The 20,756-nt window shown below is 58.7% G+C and carries 17 protein-coding genes; 5 read left to right on the forward strand and 12 right to left on the reverse strand.

What is annotated here, in order from left to right:
- Positions 1–59: 59 nt before the first annotated feature.
- Complete coding sequence (locus tag H4Q31_RS07860; protein ID WP_185178518.1) at positions 60–3,164, forward strand: penicillin-binding protein 1A; 3,105 nt, start codon at positions 60–62, stop codon at positions 3,162–3,164.
- A gap of 103 nt (positions 3,165–3,267) precedes the next feature.
- Here H4Q31_RS07860 and acsA read toward each other — a convergent pair whose 3' ends face one another.
- Positions 3,268–4,992, reverse strand: a complete 1,725-nt coding sequence (acsA, locus tag H4Q31_RS07865; protein WP_185178519.1) for an acetate--CoA ligase — start codon at positions 4,990–4,992, stop codon at positions 3,268–3,270.
- Positions 4,993–5,206: 214 nt separating this feature from the next.
- On the opposite strand from acsA, the gene H4Q31_RS07870 reads away from it, so the two are divergent.
- Together H4Q31_RS07870 and H4Q31_RS07875 are read left to right on the forward strand one after the other, a co-directional pair.
- Complete coding sequence (locus tag H4Q31_RS07870) at positions 5,207–5,839, forward strand: GNAT family N-acetyltransferase (RefSeq protein WP_185178520.1); 633 nt, start codon at positions 5,207–5,209, stop codon at positions 5,837–5,839.
- A gap of 46 nt (positions 5,840–5,885) precedes the next feature.
- Positions 5,886–7,085 carry an acetoin utilization protein AcuC gene (locus H4Q31_RS07875; protein ID WP_185178521.1) on the forward strand — a complete coding sequence of 400 codons (1,200 nt, stop codon included), beginning with the start codon at positions 5,886–5,888 and terminating at the stop codon, positions 7,083–7,085.
- A gap of 139 nt (positions 7,086–7,224) precedes the next feature.
- Here H4Q31_RS07875 and H4Q31_RS07880 read toward each other — a convergent pair whose 3' ends face one another.
- Entirely contained in the window at positions 7,225–9,381 is a 2,157-nt protein-coding gene (locus H4Q31_RS07880) for a glycoside hydrolase family 52 protein (RefSeq protein WP_185178522.1), read from the reverse strand.
- A gap of 175 nt (positions 9,382–9,556) precedes the next feature.
- Here H4Q31_RS07880 and H4Q31_RS07885 point away from each other — a divergent pair, with 175 nt between their 5' ends.
- On the forward strand, positions 9,557–10,459 hold the full coding sequence (locus tag H4Q31_RS07885) for a helix-turn-helix domain-containing protein (RefSeq protein ID WP_185178523.1): 903 nt from the start codon (positions 9,557–9,559) through the stop codon (positions 10,457–10,459).
- A 129-nt stretch (positions 10,460–10,588) separates the two neighbouring features.
- Here the strand turns inward: H4Q31_RS07885 and H4Q31_RS07890 are convergent, their stop codons facing one another.
- The 9 genes from H4Q31_RS07890 to aroA form a co-directional block, all read right to left on the reverse strand.
- On the reverse strand, positions 10,589–11,278 hold the full coding sequence (locus tag H4Q31_RS07890; protein ID WP_185178524.1) for a 5'-methylthioadenosine/adenosylhomocysteine nucleosidase: 690 nt from the start codon (positions 11,276–11,278) through the stop codon (positions 10,589–10,591).
- A 13-nt stretch (positions 11,279–11,291) separates the two neighbouring features.
- Entirely contained in the window at positions 11,292–12,296 is a 1,005-nt protein-coding gene (gene ccpA / locus H4Q31_RS07895; RefSeq protein WP_185178525.1) for a catabolite control protein A, read from the reverse strand.
- Between the two features lie 144 nt (positions 12,297–12,440).
- On the reverse strand, positions 12,441–12,803 hold the full coding sequence (gene ytxJ / locus H4Q31_RS07900; RefSeq protein WP_185178526.1) for a bacillithiol system redox-active protein YtxJ: 363 nt from the start codon (positions 12,801–12,803) through the stop codon (positions 12,441–12,443).
- A gap of 91 nt (positions 12,804–12,894) precedes the next feature.
- Positions 12,895–13,275 (reverse strand): hypothetical protein, encoded by a 381-nt coding sequence (locus H4Q31_RS07905; protein ID WP_221626771.1) that lies wholly within the window; start codon positions 13,273–13,275, stop codon positions 12,895–12,897.
- A gap of 155 nt (positions 13,276–13,430) precedes the next feature.
- A complete protein-coding gene (locus tag H4Q31_RS07910; protein ID WP_185178528.1) occupies positions 13,431–13,841 on the reverse strand; it encodes a VanZ family protein in 411 nt (136 codons plus the stop codon).
- A 67-nt stretch (positions 13,842–13,908) separates the two neighbouring features.
- Positions 13,909–15,657, reverse strand: coding sequence for a phosphoenolpyruvate--protein phosphotransferase (gene ptsP, locus H4Q31_RS07915; RefSeq protein WP_185178616.1), 1,749 nt, complete (start codon positions 15,655–15,657; stop codon positions 13,909–13,911).
- Entirely contained in the window at positions 15,657–17,540 is a 1,884-nt protein-coding gene (locus H4Q31_RS07920) for a glucose PTS transporter subunit IIA (protein ID WP_185178529.1), read from the reverse strand. Before H4Q31_RS07920 ends, ptsP begins: the two co-directional genes overlap by 1 nt.
- 374 nt (positions 17,541–17,914) lie before the next feature.
- Positions 17,915–18,349, reverse strand: coding sequence for a CoA-binding protein (locus H4Q31_RS07925; RefSeq protein ID WP_185178530.1), 435 nt, complete (start codon positions 18,347–18,349; stop codon positions 17,915–17,917).
- 55 nt (positions 18,350–18,404) lie between these two features.
- Entirely contained in the window at positions 18,405–19,697 is a 1,293-nt protein-coding gene (gene aroA, locus H4Q31_RS07930) for a 3-phosphoshikimate 1-carboxyvinyltransferase (protein ID WP_185178531.1), read from the reverse strand.
- A gap of 129 nt (positions 19,698–19,826) precedes the next feature.
- Between aroA and H4Q31_RS07935 the strand changes: the two genes are divergently transcribed.
- Positions 19,827–20,126 (forward strand): rhodanese-like domain-containing protein, encoded by a 300-nt coding sequence (locus H4Q31_RS07935; RefSeq protein ID WP_185178532.1) that lies wholly within the window; start codon positions 19,827–19,829, stop codon positions 20,124–20,126.
- A gap of 10 nt (positions 20,127–20,136) precedes the next feature.
- Here the strand turns inward: H4Q31_RS07935 and H4Q31_RS07940 are convergent, their stop codons facing one another.
- Positions 20,137–20,658, reverse strand: a complete 522-nt coding sequence (locus tag H4Q31_RS07940; protein WP_311771701.1) for a shikimate kinase — start codon at positions 20,656–20,658, stop codon at positions 20,137–20,139.
- Between the last annotated feature and the right edge of the window lie 98 nt (positions 20,659–20,756).

A 20,756-nucleotide genomic window follows, 5' to 3' on the forward strand; every position in this document is an offset into this window, starting at 1 on the left:
GAAGTCAAATGAAGTCGAGTGTGCTATAATATGTGTTGTTTGTTTGAAGGAGGCTGCATATGAACGAGTCGAAACAAGTCCCTCCGCCGCAAGAACGGAAAGGCTCCGGCTGGTGGATGGCGACGCGCATTTTCATTTATACGATTCTCTGGCTGGTTCTATTCGGGATCCTGTCCGGCTTGGTCGCCGTAGGGGCTGTAGGGGGATATGTAGCAGCGCTGGTCAAGGACGATCCGGTCCGCCCGCAATCTCTTATTGAAGAGAAAATTAATGCAAACGCCATCACCGGATTCGTCTATTTCCGTGATAATACGTTGATCGGCCAGCTCCGCACGGAGGAAGATCGGCAACCGGTTACATACGACCAAATTCCCCAGACCGTTATCGATGCCGTCACTTCGATCGAAGACCATAACTTTTTTAACCATATTGGCATCGATATGAACGGCTTATTGCGCGCGGTTAAGCAGCAGCTTCTGAACGAAGATGTGCAGACCGGCGGCAGTACGCTGACCCAGCAGCTCGCCCGTCAGGTGTTCCTGACGCTCGACAAGACGACCAGCCGCAAGGCGAAGGAGATCTTCTTGGCGCTTCGGCTGGAGCAGTACTTAAGCAAAGACGAGATCATTACCGCCTATTTGAATAAGATCAACTATGGCAACGGTTCTTCAGGCTATACGCTGTACGGTATCAAAGCGGCTGCCAGAGGCATTTTCGGTCTTGAATTGAACCAGCTGAATCTGGCTCAATCTGCCTATCTCGCAGGGGTTCCGCAGCTTCCCTCCACTTATTCCGCGTTCACGAGCAAAGGGGAGTTTAGGGAGTCCGGCTTCAACGCCGCGTTGAAAAGGCAGAAGCTAGTGCTCGAGAAGATGCTCGAGTATGGCAAAATCACGCAAGCGCAATATGACGAAGCGATCTCATTCGATCTCTATGCTTCACTCGCCAAGCCGACGGAGAAAGCGTACAACACTTATCCGTATCTGATGCTCGAGGCGGAGCGCGAAGCCGCTCAACTGCTTGTGCTGAAGAACAATCCGGATATGACGATGGAGGATCTGAACAAGTCGGAGAACGCCGCGCTGGTTGAGGAAGCTCGCGAGCAGCTGCTTCGCGGCGGTTACAAGGTCACGACGACGATCGACAAGACGGTCTACGACCTGATGCACGAGATCGCCGAGGATCCCGACAATTTCACGCCGGACAACAAGACCAAGGGCGTGGAACAAACCGCAGCGGTGATGCTCGACCAGAAGACTGGCGCTATCCTCGGCATGATCGAGGGACGCGACTTCCACATCGAGCAGATGAACTTCGCGACGCAGATGACCCGGCAGCCAGGATCGGCCATGAAGCCGATCGCCGCATATCTGCCGGCTCTTGACAAAGGGCTTATATCGCCCGCTAGCGTGCTCGACGACTCCCCTATCATTCTGAATAACGGGGGAACGAGCAAGCATATCCCGAAGAACTCCAACAATCGTTACTCGGGGCTTGTCACCGCCCGCACGGCGCTTGCGCAGTCGCTTAATATTCCGGCGCTCAAGGTATACCTCGACAAGGTAACCATTCCAGAAGCGTTGGCATTCGCCCGCAAGATGGGCATTACGACGCTCGTCGAGCAGGACTATCAAGCCCAGACCGGCGTTATCGGCGGCTTGACGTACGGCGTCAGCGTCGAAGAACTGACAGGCGCATATGGCGCGATCGGCAATAAGGGCGTGCTGAACGAACCTTACCTAATTGAAGAGATTGTCGATGCCAAAGGCGAGGACGTCTACAAGCACGAACCTAACCCTCAGCGCGTGGCGTCGGAGCAGTCCGCTTACCTGATGACCGACATGCTGAAGAGCGTCATCCAGGAAGGCACCGCAACTTCGCTGAAGTCGCTGTTCAAGGGATACGGCAAGATTCCGTTCGTCGGCAAGACCGGTACGACGCAGAACTATTCCGACGTCTGGTTCGAGGGCTACACGCCGGACATTACACTCGGCGTCTGGACCGGCTACGAGAAGTCTATTTACACGCTGTCGACGGCAGGGCATAACCGCTCGAAGGAGATCTGGGCGAAGATTATGAACGCCGTCACCGAGGCGAAGCCTGAGCTGTTCCCGACCGAGTCGTTCGAGAAGCCCGACGACATCGTATCGATGACCGTATCGAGCGTCAGCGGCAAGCTGCCGACGGATTTGACTCGCGAAGCCGGCAAGCTGACCACCGACATTTTCAACAAGAAGTACATTCCGACCGAACAGGACGATTCGCTCGTCAAGGTGAAGTACATTACCTACAACGGCGTCAATTACCTGCCTCAGCCGGGAACGCCGGAGGATCTCATGCGCGAATCGGTCATGGTGAAGCGCGAGAAGCCGCTCGATGAGCTGATGGAAGAGATTGAAGCGGCGCTGCCGAACGTCTCGGCCGACGCCCGCAAGCCGCTCAGCTATTATCTGCCGACAGATGCCAAAGCCAGCGCGCCGTCCAAGCTCGATCCGCGAACGGAAGACGGACGCACGCCTACTGCGCCGGGCAACCCGGCGGTTGAGCTGCTCGACGGTCTCGCCCGCATCACGTTCACGCCAAGCCCGGAAGCGGACGTCGCCGGCTACCGTCTGTACCGTTCGGTAAGCGGCGGTTCCTTCCAGAAGGTCGAGGCGTCCGTGTTCGCCGGCGATGAACCGAAATTCGTCAATTACATTTCGGCTAGCAACCAATACCAATACTACGTTACAGCGGTGGATGTGGCCGGCAACGAATCAAGCCCGAGCTCCGTCGTTCATGTCGGCGGCGGAGACGGCGATCTGATCGATCCGACCCTGCCTCTTCCGGGAGGGGACATTGGCGGAGGCACGGATGGCACTGGCGGTACAGGAGGCGCCGCTCCGCCGGAAGGAACGCAAGCTGTTCCTTCCGTACCGACAGGGCTTAGCGGCCAAGGAGAGCCGACCGGCGTGACGCTGTCGTGGAGTGCCAACCCGGCGGCCGACAAAGTAAGCAAGTATGAGGTATGGTATAGTCCGAACAACGATGACTTCACGCTGCTCGGGTCGACCGAATCCACGAGCTTCAATTATCCGACGGTAAGTCCCGCCGGCTGGTATCGAGTGACCGCCGTTAACGCGGCCGGATCGTCCAGTCCTTCTGGCAAGATTCAAATCAATTAATAATTCCAAGCAAAGCATAACAAAAGGCAAGCTAAAAGCCGCGTCCCGGCGCTTNNAAGCGCCGGGACGCGGCTTTATTGCTTGAGAGCAGGATGCGATTAGATTAGTCCTCGATCGTAGACAAGTCGCCGGCCGGCAGGTTCAGCTCCCATGCTTTGAGCACCCGCCGCATGATCTTGCCGCTGCGGGTCTTCGGAAGCTTGTCGCGGAATTCGATCTCGCGCGGCGCGGCATGCGCGGACAAGCCGAGCTTCACGAATTGGGCGATGTCTGCCTTCAATTCATCGGACGGCGTGAAGCCTTCGCGCAGCGAGATGAACGCTTTGATAATCTCTCCGCGCAGCGGGTCGGGCTTGCCGATCACGCCGGCTTCCGCTACAGCCGGATGCTCGACCAGCTTGCTCTCGACCTCGAACGGTCCGACGCGTTCGCCGGACGTATTAATGACGTCGTCGATCCGTCCTTGGAACCAGAAGTAACCTTCCTCGTCCATATACGCCGAGTCGCCGGAGACGTACCAGCCCGGAATCCGGAAGTATTCCTCGTACTTCGCCGGGTTGTTCCAAATCTTGCGCATCATGGACGGCCATGGCGTGCGAATCGCCAAGTTGCCCATTCGGTAAGGCGGCAGCTCGTTGCCTTGATCGTCGATGATGGCGGCTCGGATGCCCGGCACAGGCTTGCCCATCGATCCAGGCTTAATCTCCATGCTCGGATAGTTGCAGATGAGCTGCCCGCCCGTCTCCGTCATCCACCAGGTATCGTGAATGCGCTTGCCGTATACCTTCACTCCCCACCGCACGACCTCCGGATTGAGCGGCTCGCCGACGCTGAGCACATGTCGAACGCTCGACAGGTCATAAGGCTTCACCGCTTCGTCCCCGGCGCCCATCAGCATGCGGAATGCCGTCGGCGCGCTGTACCAGACGGTGACTTTGTACTTCTGCAGCGTCTCGTACCAATCCTGGGGACTGAAGCGCCCGCCGCGAATCACGTTGGTGACGCCGTTAAGCCATGGAGCGAACACCCCGTAGGAAGTTCCCGTCACCCAGCCAGGATCGGCGGTGCACCAGTAGACATCGCCTTCCCGCAGATCCAGCACGACGCGTCCGGTATAGTAGTGATGAATCATCGCGTTCTGAACGTGATAGACGCCCTTCGGCTTGCCGGTTGAACCGGACGTATAATGAAGAATGAGTCCGTCCTCCCGGTCCAGCCATTCGATCTTCGTCTCTTCGGAGGCGCTCTCGATTGCTTTCTTGTAATCGACGATGCCGTTGCCTTCGGCCACCTCGTCGCCGTAGACGATCAGATGCTTCAGCTCCGGGAGCTGATCTCTGTCGATCCGAGGGAGCAGCGCCGGGGTCGTCACGATGGCGACGGCTCCGCTGTCCTGCAGCCGATCCCTGACCGCCGTCTCCATGAACGCTTCGAACAGCGGGCCGACGACGGCGCCTACCTTCAACGCGCCCAGCAAGCCGACATACAATTCAGGCGTTCGAGGCATGAAAATAAAGACGCGGTCTCCCTTGCCGATTCCCAGTCCGCGCAATACGTTGGCGAACCGGTTGGACGCTTGGGACAGGTCCGCGTAGGTGTAGCTCTCGTCGCGCACACTGTCGCTGTAGTGCAAGGCAATGACTTCTCCTTTGCCGTTCTCGACGTGCCGATCGATTGCCTCATAGGCCATGTTGACCTTGCCCGTCGCCGCCCAAGAGAAATGCGATTCAATGTCTTCCAGGCGGAAATTCTTCACCGCTTCTTCGTATGAACCAAGATTAGAAGCAGAAGCCGTTACCGCCAGCTTCTCATCGTGCTGCAGCGTCATTCCCATCACCATCCCGTATAGTTACGTGAATCGCTCCGAATAATCAATTAAGTATGCGCTTACAACCGGCGAATCGGAGGATGTTACCATTATATTATAGCACAGGCATGCGCGATTGGTCATTCCGGAAGGCGGACATTATCCTCCACGAAGGGACAATATCGCCGAAGCGGCAATTGGTGTATAATGACAGCAGCCAAAGGAGAGATCGGAAATGGAGCATCTGAAGCGATATAAGCGCCGCGTCCGGCCAGGCAAAGCGGGGCCGATCGCCGTTGAAGGGCCTATTCCGCCGGAGCAGTTGCTGCGGTATCGCATGCATCCGTCACTGGACGCCTTCAGGCGGCCGGCCGAACAGCATGCGGCGCTCGTCGAGATTGCCGGGCTGCCCGAAGGGAGAATTATCGCCGCTCTCGACGAAGACGTCATCGTCGGATACGTCACCTTCCACTATCCGGACGAGCTGGAACGCTGGTCCGAAGGCGGAATGGACGATCTGATCGAGCTTGGCGCGATCGAAGTCGCCGACGATTACCGCGGCTTAGGCCTCGGCAAAGCGCTGATTATTACCGCTTTCGAAGACGGCCAGCTCGACAACGCCATCGTCTATACGACGGAATATTATTGGCATTGGGACCTGGAAGGCAGCGGCTTAACCGTCTGGCAATACCGGGAGATGATGGAGAAGCTCATGAAGTCCGTCGGCATGGTCTGGTTCGCGACGGACGACCCGGAGATCTGCGCGCATCCGGCGAATTGCCTTATGGTTCGGATCGGCAAGGACGTTCCGCTCGCTTCAGCGGAGCAATTCGACCGCGTTCGCTTCCGGCAGCGGTTCATGTATTGATAGAGTGTAGTAGAATTCGATCGCTTAGCGAAAGGAAGAGATTGCGTTGACTTCATCTGCCTCCGCTCCCGTGTGGATCGATAACGCCGCATCGAAGCGGTACCGCTTCCATGACGATCATCCGTTCCATCCGATTCGCCTGCAATTGACCGAAGATTTGCTCACCGCCTGCGACGCGCTGAAGCCTGAACAGATGATCCCGGCTTCCTCGAAATCTATCGAGAAGACCATTCGAAGAATACACCGCTCCGATTACTTGCAGATCGTCAAGGAGCTGAGCGCCGCCGCCCCGCCGAGAAGCGCAATCGAGCAGGCCGCCCGGTATGGCTTCGAGACAGACGGCGACACGCCGTATTTCCCGGGCATGCATGAGGCGGCGGCAGCCGTTGTCGGCGGCTCTCTCGCCGCCGCGGAAGCCGTCATGTCCGGCCGCGCGCCGCACGCCCTTCATCTCGGCGGCGGGCTTCACCATGCTTTTCCCGACAGGAGCTCGGGCTTCTGCATCTACAACGACGCTGCGGCAGCGATCTCTTGGATTCAAGAGCGCTACGGCGCCAAAGTGCTCTACATCGATACGGACGTTCACCATGGGGACGGCGTGCAGTGGTGCTTCTACTCCGATCCGGACGTGTTCACGTTCTCGATCCATGAGACGGGCAAATTCCTGTTCCCCGGAACCGGCTTCGCGAACGAGCGCGGCGTCAGCTCGGGGTACGGCACCTGCCTGAACGTTCCGGTAGAGCCTTATACCGAAGACGAATCGTGGCTGGACTGCTTCTCGGAATCGTTGTCGCTGCTCATGCGGTCGTTCAAGCCCGACGTCATCGTCAGTCAGCACGGCTGCGACGCCCATGCGTTCGACCCGCTCGCGCACATTCACTGCAGCATGCGCATCTATCGGGAGATGCCGAAGCGGATTCACCGACTCGCGCATGAATGGACCGGCGGCCGCTGGATCGCGCTCGGCGGCGGCGGCTATGACCATTGGAACGTCGTTCCGCGCGCATGGGGGCTCCTGTGGCTGGAGATGAGCGATCACCCGCTGCTTCGAACCATCGATGCGGCCGCGGACGGAGGCCAGCTACCGCCGGATTGGGCGGCGCGAGTCGCCTCCGACCGACGGCCGGCTGAGCTTCCTCGCACCTGGCTTGACGATCCCGCCGCTTGGACGCCGATGCCCCGCCGTTCGGAGATTGCGGCGAGGAATCGCGAAGTGCTGGAGATCGCGCTTCAGCATCTTGGATAAGGCGATAGAGCCGCCGGCTCCGGTTCATTCCCGCTGCGACAGATGTCGATTTGCTGGCGGTTCTGCCATGATTCTATATGTTCAAACGCAAATGGCGCCCAATCGGTCTTCCCGATTGGGCGCCTTCTCTAGCGCTTCTTTAACGCTGCGGCAATATTTGGGCCGCGCCGGTCTCCTGCAGCCACAGGATGCTGGTCACCCCGCGCGGATAGTATTTGCTGCCGGTAATCTCGCCTGCGATAATCTGATCGCTCCAGCTCCAGAACGACAGCTCCGGATGCGTCAGCCAATCCACATGCGCCGCATCCGCCGCCATACCCTTCTCGTCCCACGGCAGACCAAGAATCTCGCGGGCGATGAACTGGCACAGGTAGATCTTGCTGAGCCAGGAGTTGTCGCTCGTCGAGGACAGCTTCCAGCCTCCGTCCGCGAATAAGCATACGCCAGGCACCAGCACCGTGTCGAGGTGCTTCTTGAGCGCTTGGATATACCCGCCGAAGCGGCCGTTCGGATCAAGCGCCTCTTCGCAACCAGTGAAGTAAGGGAACACAAGTCCTTCGATCGCCGGTATAATACGCGAGTCGTTGCCGTTCTCGAGCACCGCAGGAATATAGCCTTCAGGCTTCAAGTGGCTGGCGAGCGTCGATGCGCAGCGTTCCGCCTGAACGCCTGCCGTATTCGCCAGGTCCCCCATCCCGCGCAAGCGGAACATCCGCTCGAGCGCCACATAAGCAGCCCAGCACTTGCCGGCCATATAGATGTTATTGCGAGCTTGACCGAGCGAAGCGTCCAAGCTGTCGTACGTCGTTATCTCCGAGCCGCCCATCACACGCGTGCTGTCGAGGCTCATCAAGCCATTGCGCTGCGCCGGATCCGGATGGTCTCGGTTCAGCATGCTCTCCAAGCAATCGACAAACACCTGCCGGCGCCGTTCGAACCATTCCTCATCCCTTGTCCCGTGCACATATACGGTGGCGCAAAGCACCCAATTGACAAGCTGCTCGTGCGTCATGTGCGAGAAGCAGTCGTGCAAGCCATACATCTCATAGGAGGAGTAGTGCTTGCGGGACATCACGTTCGCGACCCCCATATCGTGCGTGAACGAGATGCCGCCCGGATATTCCGTCTCGTCGCCAGGGAAGCGGACATTGTCGCGATATGAGTAGCGGTCTACGAACAGGTCCAGCGCATTCCTCACGACCCACGGATTCATGTGCATCTCGAAATACAGATGGTCGACCGTTAAGTCGAACGTGTTCATCATGCGATATTCGCCTTCGTTGACGATCCACACCGGCTTGCCGTCCGCTTCCATCAGCTGTGTCGAACCGTAATAGCTGCGAATCGAATGGAAGAGCTGGAACTGCTGGTCCTCATTCAAGCCCTCGAGGCGCCAACGCGATTCCGCTGCTTCACAAGCGGCCTTGATATCGTCGAAGCGCTCCAGTGCGAATGAGGCCGCGGCCTCGATGTTCGGGAACAGCTTCGTGTAATAGTAAGACGAATCGATCCCTGTCGTCACCAGACCGCCGCGGTAGAAAGCAACCGCGTAACGGTACGTAGCCTTCTGCCCCGCCGGCGTATCCATCAGGACGACGCCCACGCCGCCCAGACCGAATGTCCAGTTCTCCTGCAGCTGCGTCGTCAGAATACGTTCCAGCGTGAAGCCGAGCGCCGAGCGCACGTCCGGCGCCGCCGTCGACGCAATCGCGGTTAAGCGGCCTTGCCCGACGCCGGCAAGCCGGTTGTCGGTCGTCTCTTCCAAGCGGCGCATGCTTGCATACGGATCGTCGCCTTTGTAACCGAAGAAGGCGCGACGCGGCGCCAAGCCCTTCGTGTTGTCGATCGTCACTTCGACAAGAACAGCCGGCACGAGCGCGAGCCTCAGCTCGTCCTCGCTGGCAGTCTCCGGGTTCGGGATCGAAGGCGCTTGTGAGTATACTTTGAATGTCATATCCCCGGCGCTCCATGTGTCTGTCGTCAAGCGGAACTCGCGCGATACGGCGCTCTTGTCGAGCGCGACGACCGCGCCTGCACCCAGCCCCTGCGCCGCCTCCGAAGCGCCGATGCCGCCTACCGCGTAGCGTTTGCTCTCGTCCACGACGTCCTCGAAGAACGGCAAAGCGTCGTACGTCCCGCTTCCGTCATTTCGCTCCAAGCCGATATAGATCTTCTGTCCCGGAGGACGGCCGCGTTCAAGATCCAGCCCCCCATTCGCGCCAGGGTACCCCAGCGTAAAGCTGGAGAACGCTCCGATCGGGGCATGATGGGCATTAAACCAATTATTATTGGGCATAGGAATTCCCCTCCAAGATCACATAATTTTATTAAGATGAATCATGTTCTATGCTATCGTAACCGCGCGGCGGCGGGCAGGGACATATCAGGTATAAAGTTGGACAAATCGGACTACAGCCAGAGAATATTGTATAATGGGTCCAGATGACGCGACATACGAAGGGTGAAGTAGCATGGAAGACACCACGGGCCAAATGCTGTTGCAAGGAACGAAGGAACTGCATATCTTACCTGACATTCGGACGACGTTCCAGCTGTTCGCCGCACATCTGCGCCGGGTTCAAACCCCGTGGTCGTACCCTTCCCATACCCATGCTATGTTCGAGTTGAATGTAGTTACCGAAGGGATGCAGCGCTTCACGAGGGAAGGCGCCGTCTACGAGCAGCAGCCCGGCGACATCTTCCTCGTCCGCCCGGCAGAGCTTCACGAGTGCGTCTCGGACGGGCAAGGAACGATGTCTTACTTCTGCATGCACTTCCTCGTGGACGATCCTGTACTGCGCCGGACGCTGCTCGCGCTGGACCGCGGTCTATACCCGGCGGGTTCTCCCTTGGAGCTCCGCATCGGCCCTGCCGTCTCCCGCTTGATCGAGCTCGCCACAGTTACGAAGGCCGAGACCGCCGCAGACCGCATGAAGGCATTGTCCACCGTCTACAGCCTGCTGGCGGCTCTATCCGAAGCGGCGCCGGAGGACGGCGGCGGAAGCGGCGAGCGGCAGTCCGTCTCGCTTCAGGCAACGCGGCTCGCCGAGTCGATCGCCCGCCGCATCGAGCTAGCTGTCACGAGCCGCGAGGCTGGCGTTGACAGCGAGGCGGCGATCGGGGATATTGCCCGCATGCTCGGCTACAGCGCCGCTTATTGCAGGCGTGTCTTCCATGAGACCTACAGCATGTCGCCGCGCGCATTCCGCTCCGCCCTCATGCTTCGCGAGGCAAAGCTTCTATTGCTTGACCCCGACCTGACCATGGAGGGAATCGCCGCGCGCCTCGGCTACGAGGATGCTGCCACGTTCAGCAAGCAATTCCGCAGATGGACGGGCATGTCGCCGCGGGAATACCGTTCCATATCCCGTTAGCCGCGAAGAGGCAGCCCGTATTCCTGATCAACAAGAACAGCGGTAACGGAGACCATGTCCCCGTTACCGCTGTTCTGTGTATGCTGCGCAAATTCAGCAGCGGGACGCTGCCATGCGCCCCTGCTTCAATTATATCCGCTTCAGCATCTCGTGGACGATCGCATACGATCGGTTAGATGCTTCCACCGTAAATTCCGCGAAATTCACCGAAGCCGATCCGTTCGCCTTATCCGACATCGATCGGATAACAACGTATGGCACCTGGTTCATCGCGCACGTCTGCGCAACGGCCGCCCCTTCCATCTCAGTGCAAGCCCCGCCGAACGTCTCGCGGAGCTGCTTCACGACTTCACGGTCGGCGATGAATTGATCGCCTGAGAGTACCTTGCCCTTCCTGCAGCGTCCCGGCGCAGCCGTCTCGCCCGCTTCCGATGCGATCCGCACCAGCTCCGGGTCAGCCGGCCAGTCCGACACTTCCTGATAAGGAATGACGCCCTTCGGATAACCGAGCGGCGTCACATCCATATCGTGCTGCTGGCAGCTCGTCGAGATCACGATATCGCCGATCTCAAGCTCCGGGTCGAGCGCGCCTGCTACCCCGGTGAATAGCACTTTGTTCACGCTGAAGCGGTCGATCATCACTTGCGTATAGACGGCCGCATTCACCTTGCCGACGCCGCACTTGCCTACGGTTACGTTCTTGCCGTGCAGCGATCCTGTATAATAACGCATGCCGGAACGCTCTACTTCAACAAAGTCCTGCAGCGCTGCGAGCAGCAGATCAACCTCTTCCTGCATCGCTCCGATAATGCCGATCATTCCATAACCTCCGTTAGACCGATGCTGCCGATTGGCGTATGATCAGTTCGTGCGGGAGCACGACTTTAGATTGCTCTACCGATTCTTTCTTCATCAGCTTCGTCAGCAGGCGCATCGACACCGCACCGATGTCATACATCGGCTGAGCTACAGTGGTCAGTTGAGGACGAACCATAGACGCCATGCGGATGTTGTCGACACTGATGACCGAGATATCCTGTGGAACGCGAAGGCCCGCATCCTGAATGGCGTGAATCGCGCCGATCGCCATCTCATCCGTCGCCGCGAAGACGGCCGTCGGGCGCTCCGCTAGATCGAGGAAATATTGAGCGGCTTCCATGCCAGATTCGTATTTATAATTACCGATTCTGACCAGCTGCTCGTCCGCCGCGATGCCGGCTTCCTCCAACGCGCGCTTATAGCCTTGGTAACGCGCATAACCGTTGGCCGGATCCTGCAGCGTCCCGCTGATCATGCCGATCCGGCGATGGCCGTCGGCAATAAGACGGCTCACGGCATCGAATGCAGCCGCTTCGTGGTCGATGTCCACCGAGGGCATCGTCCCCCTCTCGTCGGTCGTCGCGCACAGCACGATCGGCACATTCGACGAGCTGAACGCCTGCAGATGCTCTTCCGTCACCGCGCCGCCCATGAACAGCAAGCCATCTACTTGCTTCTCTAACAGCGTGTTGATGACGCGAATCTCCTTCTCCTTGCGCTTGTCTGCATTGCAGAGAATGATATTGTAATGGTACATGTTCGCGATGTCTTCAATGCCGCGGGCTACTTCGGCAAATATCGCGTTGGAAATGTCCGGAATGACGACGCCTACCGTCGTCGTCTTCTTGCTCGCCAAGCCGCGCGCGACGGCGTTCGGACGGTAGCCAAGCCGTTCGATCGCTTCATATACTTTCTTGCGGGTCTGAGGCTTCACGTTCGGATTGTTGTTGACAACCCGCGATACCGTTGCCATTGATACGCCGGCTTCACGAGCCACATCATAAATAGTTACGGTCACGTCACTCGCTCCATTGTCATGAACAACCTCGTCACATACCGGCTCGTCCATGGGATATTAAGGTAATGATACGATAAAAACGTTGTTTCCGCAATGATCGCGGAGACGGTCTTCCACTTCTTGGCCGCATTCGAGCGGCCTCCGTTACGCCTCGGAAACTCCTGATTCGCCAAACTTCTCGTTCAGGAACGACTGCGTGATCCGCCAGTGGGATTCGTCCCATACCGGCTGTCCTTCCTTCACTAGAATGGCTTGCGGCGACTTGTGCGTCACCCCGAGCGCTTCGGCGATCGCGTTGCTGACGGGACGCTCCTCGATGACGCGAACGATCGAGAAGTCCGCTTCTTCACCCGCAGATCTCGCCATATATTGCGTTAATTCCTCATAAGCTCCCGCGCTGATGGGGCATTGCGTGCTATGTTTGAAAATGAGCTGCGGCTTCTCGCTTGATTTGCGCAGCGTGTTCTCCCAGTCCTCTAGCGACATTAAGCTTCTCATGTCGGCCATCGATACCCCTCCTTGAAAATAAGTCTGTTCATTTTCATGGTATCAGAATTATCCTGCAAGCGCAAAAAAAAGAGACCTTGACGGTCTCGTCTTACGCTATGTATTGAGCGCTTAATTGGGCGAGCCGGCACTTGAGCTCGGCTTTCCACTTCTCGTCTCCCAACGAATCGGCAACTAATAGCAGATCCAGCAATTCGTTGGTTCGCTCCTCCGTTCGGCGCGCCACTTCTGACGCTTGAAGGGGCAGCTTGCGTTCCAGAAGGTGGCGCAGAACGCCAGCCAGCTCGTGGACCTCGTCGAACCGGATGCGATCCGGTTCGGGCTTCGAGCCGAACCGTCCGATCAAGCGTCCGAGATCCTCCTTCACGCCTGGAAACACTTCGTTACGGCTGCAATTCTCGCAGGAATAGACAGGCACGTTGGCGATGCTTACTTTATGGGCATGGATAACCGTTCGCAATATTAACTTCATGGTATAACCGCAGGCGCAGCTTTTTAACACGGGGGCCTCTCTCCTCGATGGACAATAAATGATCAGGGATTCCAAGCGGCTTCTACTTCCTTGATCATTGTATTCGCCCCGCGCACGCGCGATTCCTGCCAGACCATCGTCTGTAAATTTTGGAACTATCGGCGTACGGCCCGCAGCCTCCACAGCCAGACGGCTATCATCGCGGCTGCCGCCCCGATCCCGTCATGCAGCAGATCGGCAGCGTCCGGGGATCGTCTCGGCACGAACGATTGATGCCATTCGTCTGTTGCGCCGTAGGCTACCGATAGGAGGACGGCGAGCAGGCAGCGCCAAACGTTCATTCGGCGGAAGCCGAACCCGAACGCGAAGGTGAACGCAAGCGCAAAGTAAGCGGCATAGTGGACCGGATCGAAGCTTTGAAGCTGAGGCATCAGCTCCTGGAACCATGGCAGCCAGCTGTCCAGCTCTCCGCCGCTGCGGGCAGACAAAGCGAAGATGACAGCCATGCAGCAGACGGCGGGCAGCCAGCGCAGCAGCCTGTTGAGGGAAGAGCGCCGAGTAGTCAACGGAACGGATTGCCTCCTTCGACTTGCAATGTATATAGAAAATGAATGTCAGCCAACGGTGAGATTCTCAGGGACGCGCGATGTCTTCAGCGAGCACCGCTTCCGAATGGAATCTCTCCAGACGCTCGCGAATAGCCGAAGCGATTCGCAACGAGAAGAGCTCCTCCATTAGACCTCGGCTCTCCTGGGCGAATGTGCGCAGCACCGCCTCCTTCACTGGGAGGATCGCTTGAGAGGACAGGCTCAGCTCCTGAATGCCTAGCCCGAGCCAGATCGGGATCGCCCGGACGTCGCCGGCAAGCTCGCCGCAGACGCCTACACGTACGCCGCGGCTGCTCGCAGCTTCGACGACGGCGCGCAGCATCCTCAGGACGGCTGGATGGAACGGCTCATACATATGGCTGATCTGCTCGTTCATCCGGTCCACCGCGAGCGTGAACTGGATCAGGTCGTTCGTTCCGATGCTGAAGAAGGACACTTCTTCGGCGAGAAGCTCTGCGATGGCGACAGCGGCAGGCACCTCGATCATAATTCCCGTGGGAACATCCTCCCGGTAAGGGACGCCTTCGGCGGCCAGCTCCCGCTTCGCCTCGGCCAGCACGCCGTTCGCTTCGCGCACCTCCTCCACGGAAGCGATCAGCGGATACATGATCTGCACATTGCCGTGCGCTGAAGCCCGCAATATCGCGCGCAGCTGCACTTTGAACAAGTCCTTGCGGCTCAGGCTGAACCGGATCGCCCGGAACCCCAAGAACGGATTCTCTTCTTCGGGCATCTCCTGATAATCCAGATGCTTGTCGCCGCCGATGTCCAGCGTGCGGATGATCAGCGGCTTCCCTTGCAGCCTCTCCGCTGCCTCACGGTAAACCTCATACTGCTCCTGTTCCGTCGGGAAGCGTCCGCGATCCATATATAGAAATTCCGTCCGGAATAGGCCGATGCCATGCGCTCCGCTTCTCAGCACGGCATCTAGCTCCTTGAGCGTGCTGATGTTCGCGGCCAGCTCCAGCATCATGCCGTCCGGCGTCACCGGCGGCACAAGCGCCAGCTGCTGCAAGCGCTCCTTCGATTCCAACAGAAGCCTCTGCCTCTCTGAATAGCGGAGCACCGTGTCCGCCGCAGGCCGCACGTGGAGATGGCCGGAACCTCCGTCGAGAATGAGCAGCTCCCCGGTCTCGATCGGCTTCTGCAGCTTGTTCTCCACTCCCATGACCAGCGGGATGCCCAGCGCTCGGGCCATAATCGCCGCATGCGAAGAAGGGCTGCCGATCATCGTGACGATGCCGCGGACGACATCAGGCTTCAGGTGGATCAGCTGCGAAGGCGTCAGCTCGCGGACGACGAGGATGAACGGCTGCGTATCCGTCGGCAGCAAAATCTCCGGCGCTCCGAGCAGGTGCTTCAGCAGCCGGTTGCCGACATCCTTGATGTCCAGCGCCCGTTCCTTCATATACTCATCGTCAAGCAGGTCAAACATCGTGACGAAGTGGTCGATCGCTTCCTTCACCGCCACTTCGGCCGCTTTATATTGACGCTGAATGATGCCTTTAATCTCATTCATGAACACCGGATCGTCCAGAATCGCCAGATGCGCTTCGAAGATGCCGGATTCGTCGGAGCCGACAAATTCGTCGATCTCCGATTTGATCTGATGGATCTCCGACTTGGAACGCTTCACGCCTTCGTACAGCCGCTCGAACTCGACTGCAAGATCCTGCGCTCCGATCTTCTGTTCAGGCAGCTCCCACTCCCAGTTCGGAAGCACGAACGCTTTGCCGATCGCTACGCCTTCCGAGGCAGCCAATCCTTGAATCATCATGCTTCTTCCCCCCTGTTCTCTCTCTGCTTGGCGACGACGGACATGACCGCCGCCTGGCCTTTCTTCACAGATGCGAACGGCGCGAACCGCCAGCTGCGGACGTTGTCGGGATTGGTGATCAGCATCGGGGTCGCGATCGACTTCGCGCCCTTCTTCAGCTTGGGCAGATTGAATCGAATGAGCGGCTGCCCCGGCCTGACCTCTTCGCCTTCAGAGACGAATGACATGAAGACGTCCTTCAGCTGCGAAGAGTCGATGCCGATATGCAGCAGCACGTGAAGTCCTTCCTTCGTCTCGATCCCGACGGCATGCTTGGTAGGGTACAGATGAATGATCGTGCCTCCAACCGGAGCCACAAGCTCGCCTTTGTCCGGCAGGAAAGCGACGCCTCGCCCGACGAGCCGCTGAGCGAAGATCGGGTCGTCGACTTCCTCGAGCGGAATCATCCGGCCTTGTACCGGCGCATGGAATTGCACCTGATGAACGTCCTGCTGCATCAGCTTCGCGATCTCCTCGCGAATCAATTCGGAATATGTTCCGAAGACGACCTGAACATGGCCGCCTCCAAGGTGGATGACGCCTGCCGCCCCAAGATGGCGAAGCGAACCGGAATCAACGCGCTTGTCTTCCCCCAGCGTTAGCCGCAGCCTCGTAATGCATGCGTCCAGCCGCACGATATTCTCCTTGCCGCCGAGCGCTTGCAGAATGAGCGGCGCGCGGTAAGGTATATCGCCGGCCCAGTCGTCCAGTCGGGTCGAGTCTTCGCGTCCGGGCGTCGACAGCTCAAACTTGCGGATCGTCAGCCGGAACAGAACGTAATAGACGATGCCCACAACGATCCCGAGCGGAACGATCATCCAGCCCTTCTGCGACAATGGCAGATTGATGACATATTCGAGAGCGCCTGCGGAGAAGCTGAAGCCGTCGCGGATGCCAAGCTCGTAGGTGATCCACATGACAGCGCCGGAGATGATCGCATGAACGATGAACAAGTAAGGCGCGACGAATAGAAATGCGAATTCCACCGGCTCTGTCACTCCGGTAAGGAAAGCAGTTAACGCCGCGACGCGGAACTGCTTCGCGATCTTCGGCTTCAGATCCTCGCGGGCCTCGTGAATGATCGCGAAGGCGATCGCCGGCAGCGCGAACATAATGATCGGATACAGGCCGGCCATATAGCCGCCCGCCGTCGGATCGCCGGCGAAGAACCGCGGCATGTCGCCGAAGAAGACATTGCCCATAGGGTCTTGGTATTCCCCAACCTGGAACCAGAATAGATGATTTAGCAGATGATGCAATCCGAAAGCCACCAGAATCCGGTGCAGGAAGCCGTACAGGAAGACGCCGAAGCCGCCGGCCTCCCCGATCAGATGGCCCGATTGGGCAATCAGCGCCTCGAGCGTCCCGCCGACCTCGATCATGACCCAAGAGAACAGCAGCGACACGGCGGCCATGAAGATCGGCACGAATCGCGAGCCGCCGAAAAATTGCAGCGATTCCGGGAGCTTCAGCGCTTTAAATCTCTCATGCGCCAACGCCGACAGAAGACCGATCACCGCGCCTGCGAACATTGAAGGCTGAACGCCGTCCGGATCGTACGTATGGGTAACCGTCGTGAAGATGATCATGCCTGTCAGCGCAGCCATACCGGCGAATACGGATTGGCCGGCCATGCTGAGCGCAATTCCGATTGCGAACACGTATGGGACATATTGAAAAACGGCAATGCCGGCCGCATAGAACAGCTCGGGAGCCGTCGGCCAGCCGAGAGCGCTCCATGGCAGGCGCGACAGCATAAGCAGTATTGCGGCTGCGGGCAGCACCGTCATCGGCAGCATAAGCGCCCGGCCAAGCCGTTGCAGATAGCCCAAACCGAACATGAGCCTGAACGCCTCCTTCTCCTTCGATGTTAAGTCCTCTAGGCGCTCCTTGTCAAAACATTCCGGACGCGTCGAGTTAAACCGCTGCGCCAGATTGGGAGTCTTCGGCCAAGTTGGTCGGCAAACGAAACAATTCCGTGCAAATACGTAACTTTCAACAAGAATTAGTCCTACAAACAAAACAATTCCCCGCTCAAACGGCCGCCAGCGAGCGAGTTAGTCGGCGAACGAATTAACTCTGCGCATAAGCGTCACATTCGGGGGGAGTTGGTTTGCAAACGAAATAACTGATCCGCTAGAGGAGGGCTCTGCGAAGTGACAGTGTCATGCATCAGACAATGGGGTATCTCCTGGAAGAACCAGCGTGACATTCATTACTTCCGCGCCTTGCCCTCCGGCAGCAGGATCGAGTCCTCCACCTTGATGCACCGATCCATAACGACGGTCAAGCCGCCCTCTTGGGCGATACGCGCCGCTTCCGCGTTCGCGATGCCGAGCTGCAGCCAGAGCACCTTCGCGCCGATGGCAGCCGCATCCGCGGCAATCGGCGGCGTATGCTCCGGACGGCGGAACACGTTGACGATGTCGACCGGCTCCGGAATATCCCGAAGCGACGCATAGCTCTTCTCCCCGAGCACGATATCGGCATTCGGGTTAACCGGAATGATTCGGTAGCCTTTCTGCTGCATCGCCGCCGACACCATGTGCGACGTCTTGGAAGGATCGTCGGACAAACCGACTACTGCAATCGTGTCCGCGTTCAGCAGCATCTCCTTGATCTGTTCGCGCGAAGGATTCTCGAAAGCCATGCTAACCAGCCTCCTCTTAAGTATGGGATTGCAAGCCTAACCTGCTCAGCCCAGCTTACTCTGCCCATTCCACTTGCGCGCCAAGCGCCTTCAAGTGATCGAAGTAGTTCGGATAGGACTTCGCGACGTGATGCGCGTCCTTGATGCGAATCGGCCGCTTCGACCGCAGGCCTACAACCGTAAGCGCCATAATGACGCGATGGTCGATATGCGCGTCGATCTCCACGCCGCCTTCGACGCCGTCCGGGCGTCCGCGGACGATGATCTCGTCTTGCTTCTCCTCGACGTTCGCTCCTGCCTTGCGCAGCTCCGCCAAGTAATCGGTGATGCGGTCGCATTCCTTGTAACGCAGATTCTCAACGTTATAGAAGCGCGAAGTGCCCTCGGCGAACACGGCCGCCGCAACTATGGCGAGAACGCCGTCAGTGAACTCGTCCCCGTCGAATTCGCCGGCGACCAGCTTGCCGTTGCCCTTCACGCGCACAATGCCGTTCTCGTGCGTCAGCGGCACGCCCATTGCCTTCAGCACGTCCACGACAGCCCGCTCGCCTTGCTTGCTGTCCTCCAGCAGACGGTGAACGGTCACGTCGGAATCCGTGACGGCGGCAGCCGCGAGAATGGCCGCTGAGCCCGGATAGTCGCCTTGAACGACATACGTCTGCGCCTTATACCGCTGTCGTCCAGGGATGCGGTAATGCAGCAGGTCTTCGGACGCTTCGATGGCGATACCCGCTTGCGCGAGCACCTCGAGCGTCTGGCCGATGACGACTTTGGACTTCAGGTCGTTCAGCACTACGATCTCGCTGTCTTCCTCCAGCAGCGGAGTCAAGAACAGCAGCGCGCTCAAGTATTGGGAGCTGACGCTGCCCGACACTTGAATCTTGCCGCCGCGAGGCTTGCCGCCCCGGATCGTGATCGGCAGGCGGCCGCTGCGGTGCTCGACCTCTACGCCCATGCTCTGCAGCGCCGTGATCAAATCGTCATGCGGCCGCTTGCCGAGCGAGTCCGGATACACGTTGACGAAGGTCACTTCCGGCAGGAGAGCTGCGACCGCCATGAGGAAGCGGAGCACGGCTCCCGCGTTGCCGACGTTCAACTCCTTGGCCGGGAACGGATGGCGGCCGAAGCCGGTAATGACGATCTTCTCATCGTCTTCTTCGACAACCGCGCCCAGATCGCGAATGCATCTTCTCAGCGCATCGCTGTCCTCGCTATGCGCCGGGTACATGATGGTGCTGGTCCCTTCCGCTAGCGCCGCGACGAGCAGATAGCGGGTCGTATAATTTTTAGAAGACAATGCCTGAATCTCGCCTTGCAGCCTGCCGGTCGGCGTTACGATCATATCCATTCCGTAAACTCTCCTTCGTCTTATGTATGAATGATGCGGATATCGATTAGCTGGCGAATGCCGATTTGACAGTCTGTCAGCCGGTTCATTATGATGATTGCAGTTGGATATAGGAAAGGAGCAAGTTGTATGAGCTATGCAACGACTACGGTCGATCAGTTAAAGTCGCGGCTCGATGCCGGCGAGAAGCCGATCCTGATTGATGTCCGCGAAGACGAAGAGGTCGCCGCAGGCATGATCGACGGCGCGATCCACATTCCGATGGGCGAGATTCCGGATCGCCTCGCCGATATTCCGAGAGACCGCGAGGTCATCTTCATCTGCCGCAGCGGCGGACGCAGCGGCCGCGTATGCGAGTACCTCGAAGCGCAGGGCTTCGGCAACATCGTCAACATGCAGGGCGGCATGCTCGCCTGGAACGATCAGTAATCGAGGCGCTTCACATCCAGCGCAGGAGCAGCTCGGCGACCTCTTCCGGCGACAGCCGGGAGGTGTCGACGGTCGCATGCGCGAAATCGTAAGCGTGCCGGCGCGCCGCGAGCAGCGCGTCGATGCGCGCTTCGGCATCGCCTGCGAGCAGCGGCCTGCCGGCCGCATCGCCGCCGGCGGCCACCCGCGCGAGCAAGCTCGGCTTGTCCGCCGCAAGCGCGACGACCCAGCCGCCGGCCCTCATGCTCCGGCGATTCTCTTCGCGCAGCACGGCACCGCCGCCCGTCGCGACGACCCTCCCGCTCTCTTCAAGCAGTTCCCTCAGCACGCGGGATTCCATATCGCGGAACATCTGCTCCCCATCCGATGCGAAGATGTCCGGAATACTCTTCCCCGCACGCCTCACAATCTCTTCATCCGTATCGATGCGGGTCCATCCCAGGCGCTTCGCCAGCAGCTGGCTGACCGTCGATTTGCCGGTTCCCATGAATCCGACAATAACAATATTGCGATTCGCGCTTCTATCGTTCACGTCCGTGATCCCTACTTCCCCGTCATTGCTTCACCTATCATATCACAACACCGTGAAGGTATAAATCCGCCCATTCTGCCGTAAGGATGAGATGAACC

It is taken from the genome of Cohnella lubricantis (assembly GCF_014212015.1).
GTDB classification, from domain to species: Bacteria; Bacillota; Bacilli; order Paenibacillales; family Paenibacillaceae; genus Cohnella; species Cohnella lubricantis.

Coding starts and splice junctions, on each gene's coding strand:
- H4Q31_RS07920 (WP_185178529.1), bottom strand. CDS start 17,540: ATGTTCGGTTTGGGCTATCTGCAACGGCTTGGCCGGGCGCTTATGCTG.
- acsA (WP_185178519.1), bottom strand. CDS start 4,992: ATGACGCTGCAGCACGATGAGAAGCTGGCGGTAACGGCTTCTGCTTCT.
- H4Q31_RS07880 (WP_185178522.1), bottom strand. CDS start 9,381: ATGCCCAATAATAATTGGTTTAATGCCCATCATGCCCCGATCGGAGCG.
- H4Q31_RS07885 (WP_185178523.1), top strand. CDS start 9,557: ATGGAAGACACCACGGGCCAAATGCTGTTGCAAGGAACGAAGGAACTG.
- H4Q31_RS07905 (WP_221626771.1), bottom strand. CDS start 13,275: ATGAAGTTAATATTGCGAACGGTTATCCATGCCCATAAAGTAAGCATC.
- H4Q31_RS07925 (WP_185178530.1), bottom strand. CDS start 18,349: ATGGCTTTCGAGAATCCTTCGCGCGAACAGATCAAGGAGATGCTGCTG.
- H4Q31_RS07870 (WP_185178520.1), top strand. CDS start 5,207: ATGGAGCATCTGAAGCGATATAAGCGCCGCGTCCGGCCAGGCAAAGCG.
- ytxJ (WP_185178526.1), bottom strand. CDS start 12,803: ATGGCCGACATGAGAAGCTTAATGTCGCTAGAGGACTGGGAGAACACG.
- H4Q31_RS07860 (WP_185178518.1), top strand. CDS start 60: ATGAACGAGTCGAAACAAGTCCCTCCGCCGCAAGAACGGAAAGGCTCC.
- H4Q31_RS07935 (WP_185178532.1), top strand. CDS start 19,827: ATGAGCTATGCAACGACTACGGTCGATCAGTTAAAGTCGCGGCTCGAT.
- H4Q31_RS07890 (WP_185178524.1), bottom strand. CDS start 11,278: ATGATCGGCATTATCGGAGCGATGCAGGAAGAGGTTGATCTGCTGCTC.
- ptsP (WP_185178616.1), bottom strand. CDS start 15,657: ATGATTCAAGGATTGGCTGCCTCGGAAGGCGTAGCGATCGGCAAAGCG.
- aroA (WP_185178531.1), bottom strand. CDS start 19,697: ATGGATATGATCGTAACGCCGACCGGCAGGCTGCAAGGCGAGATTCAG.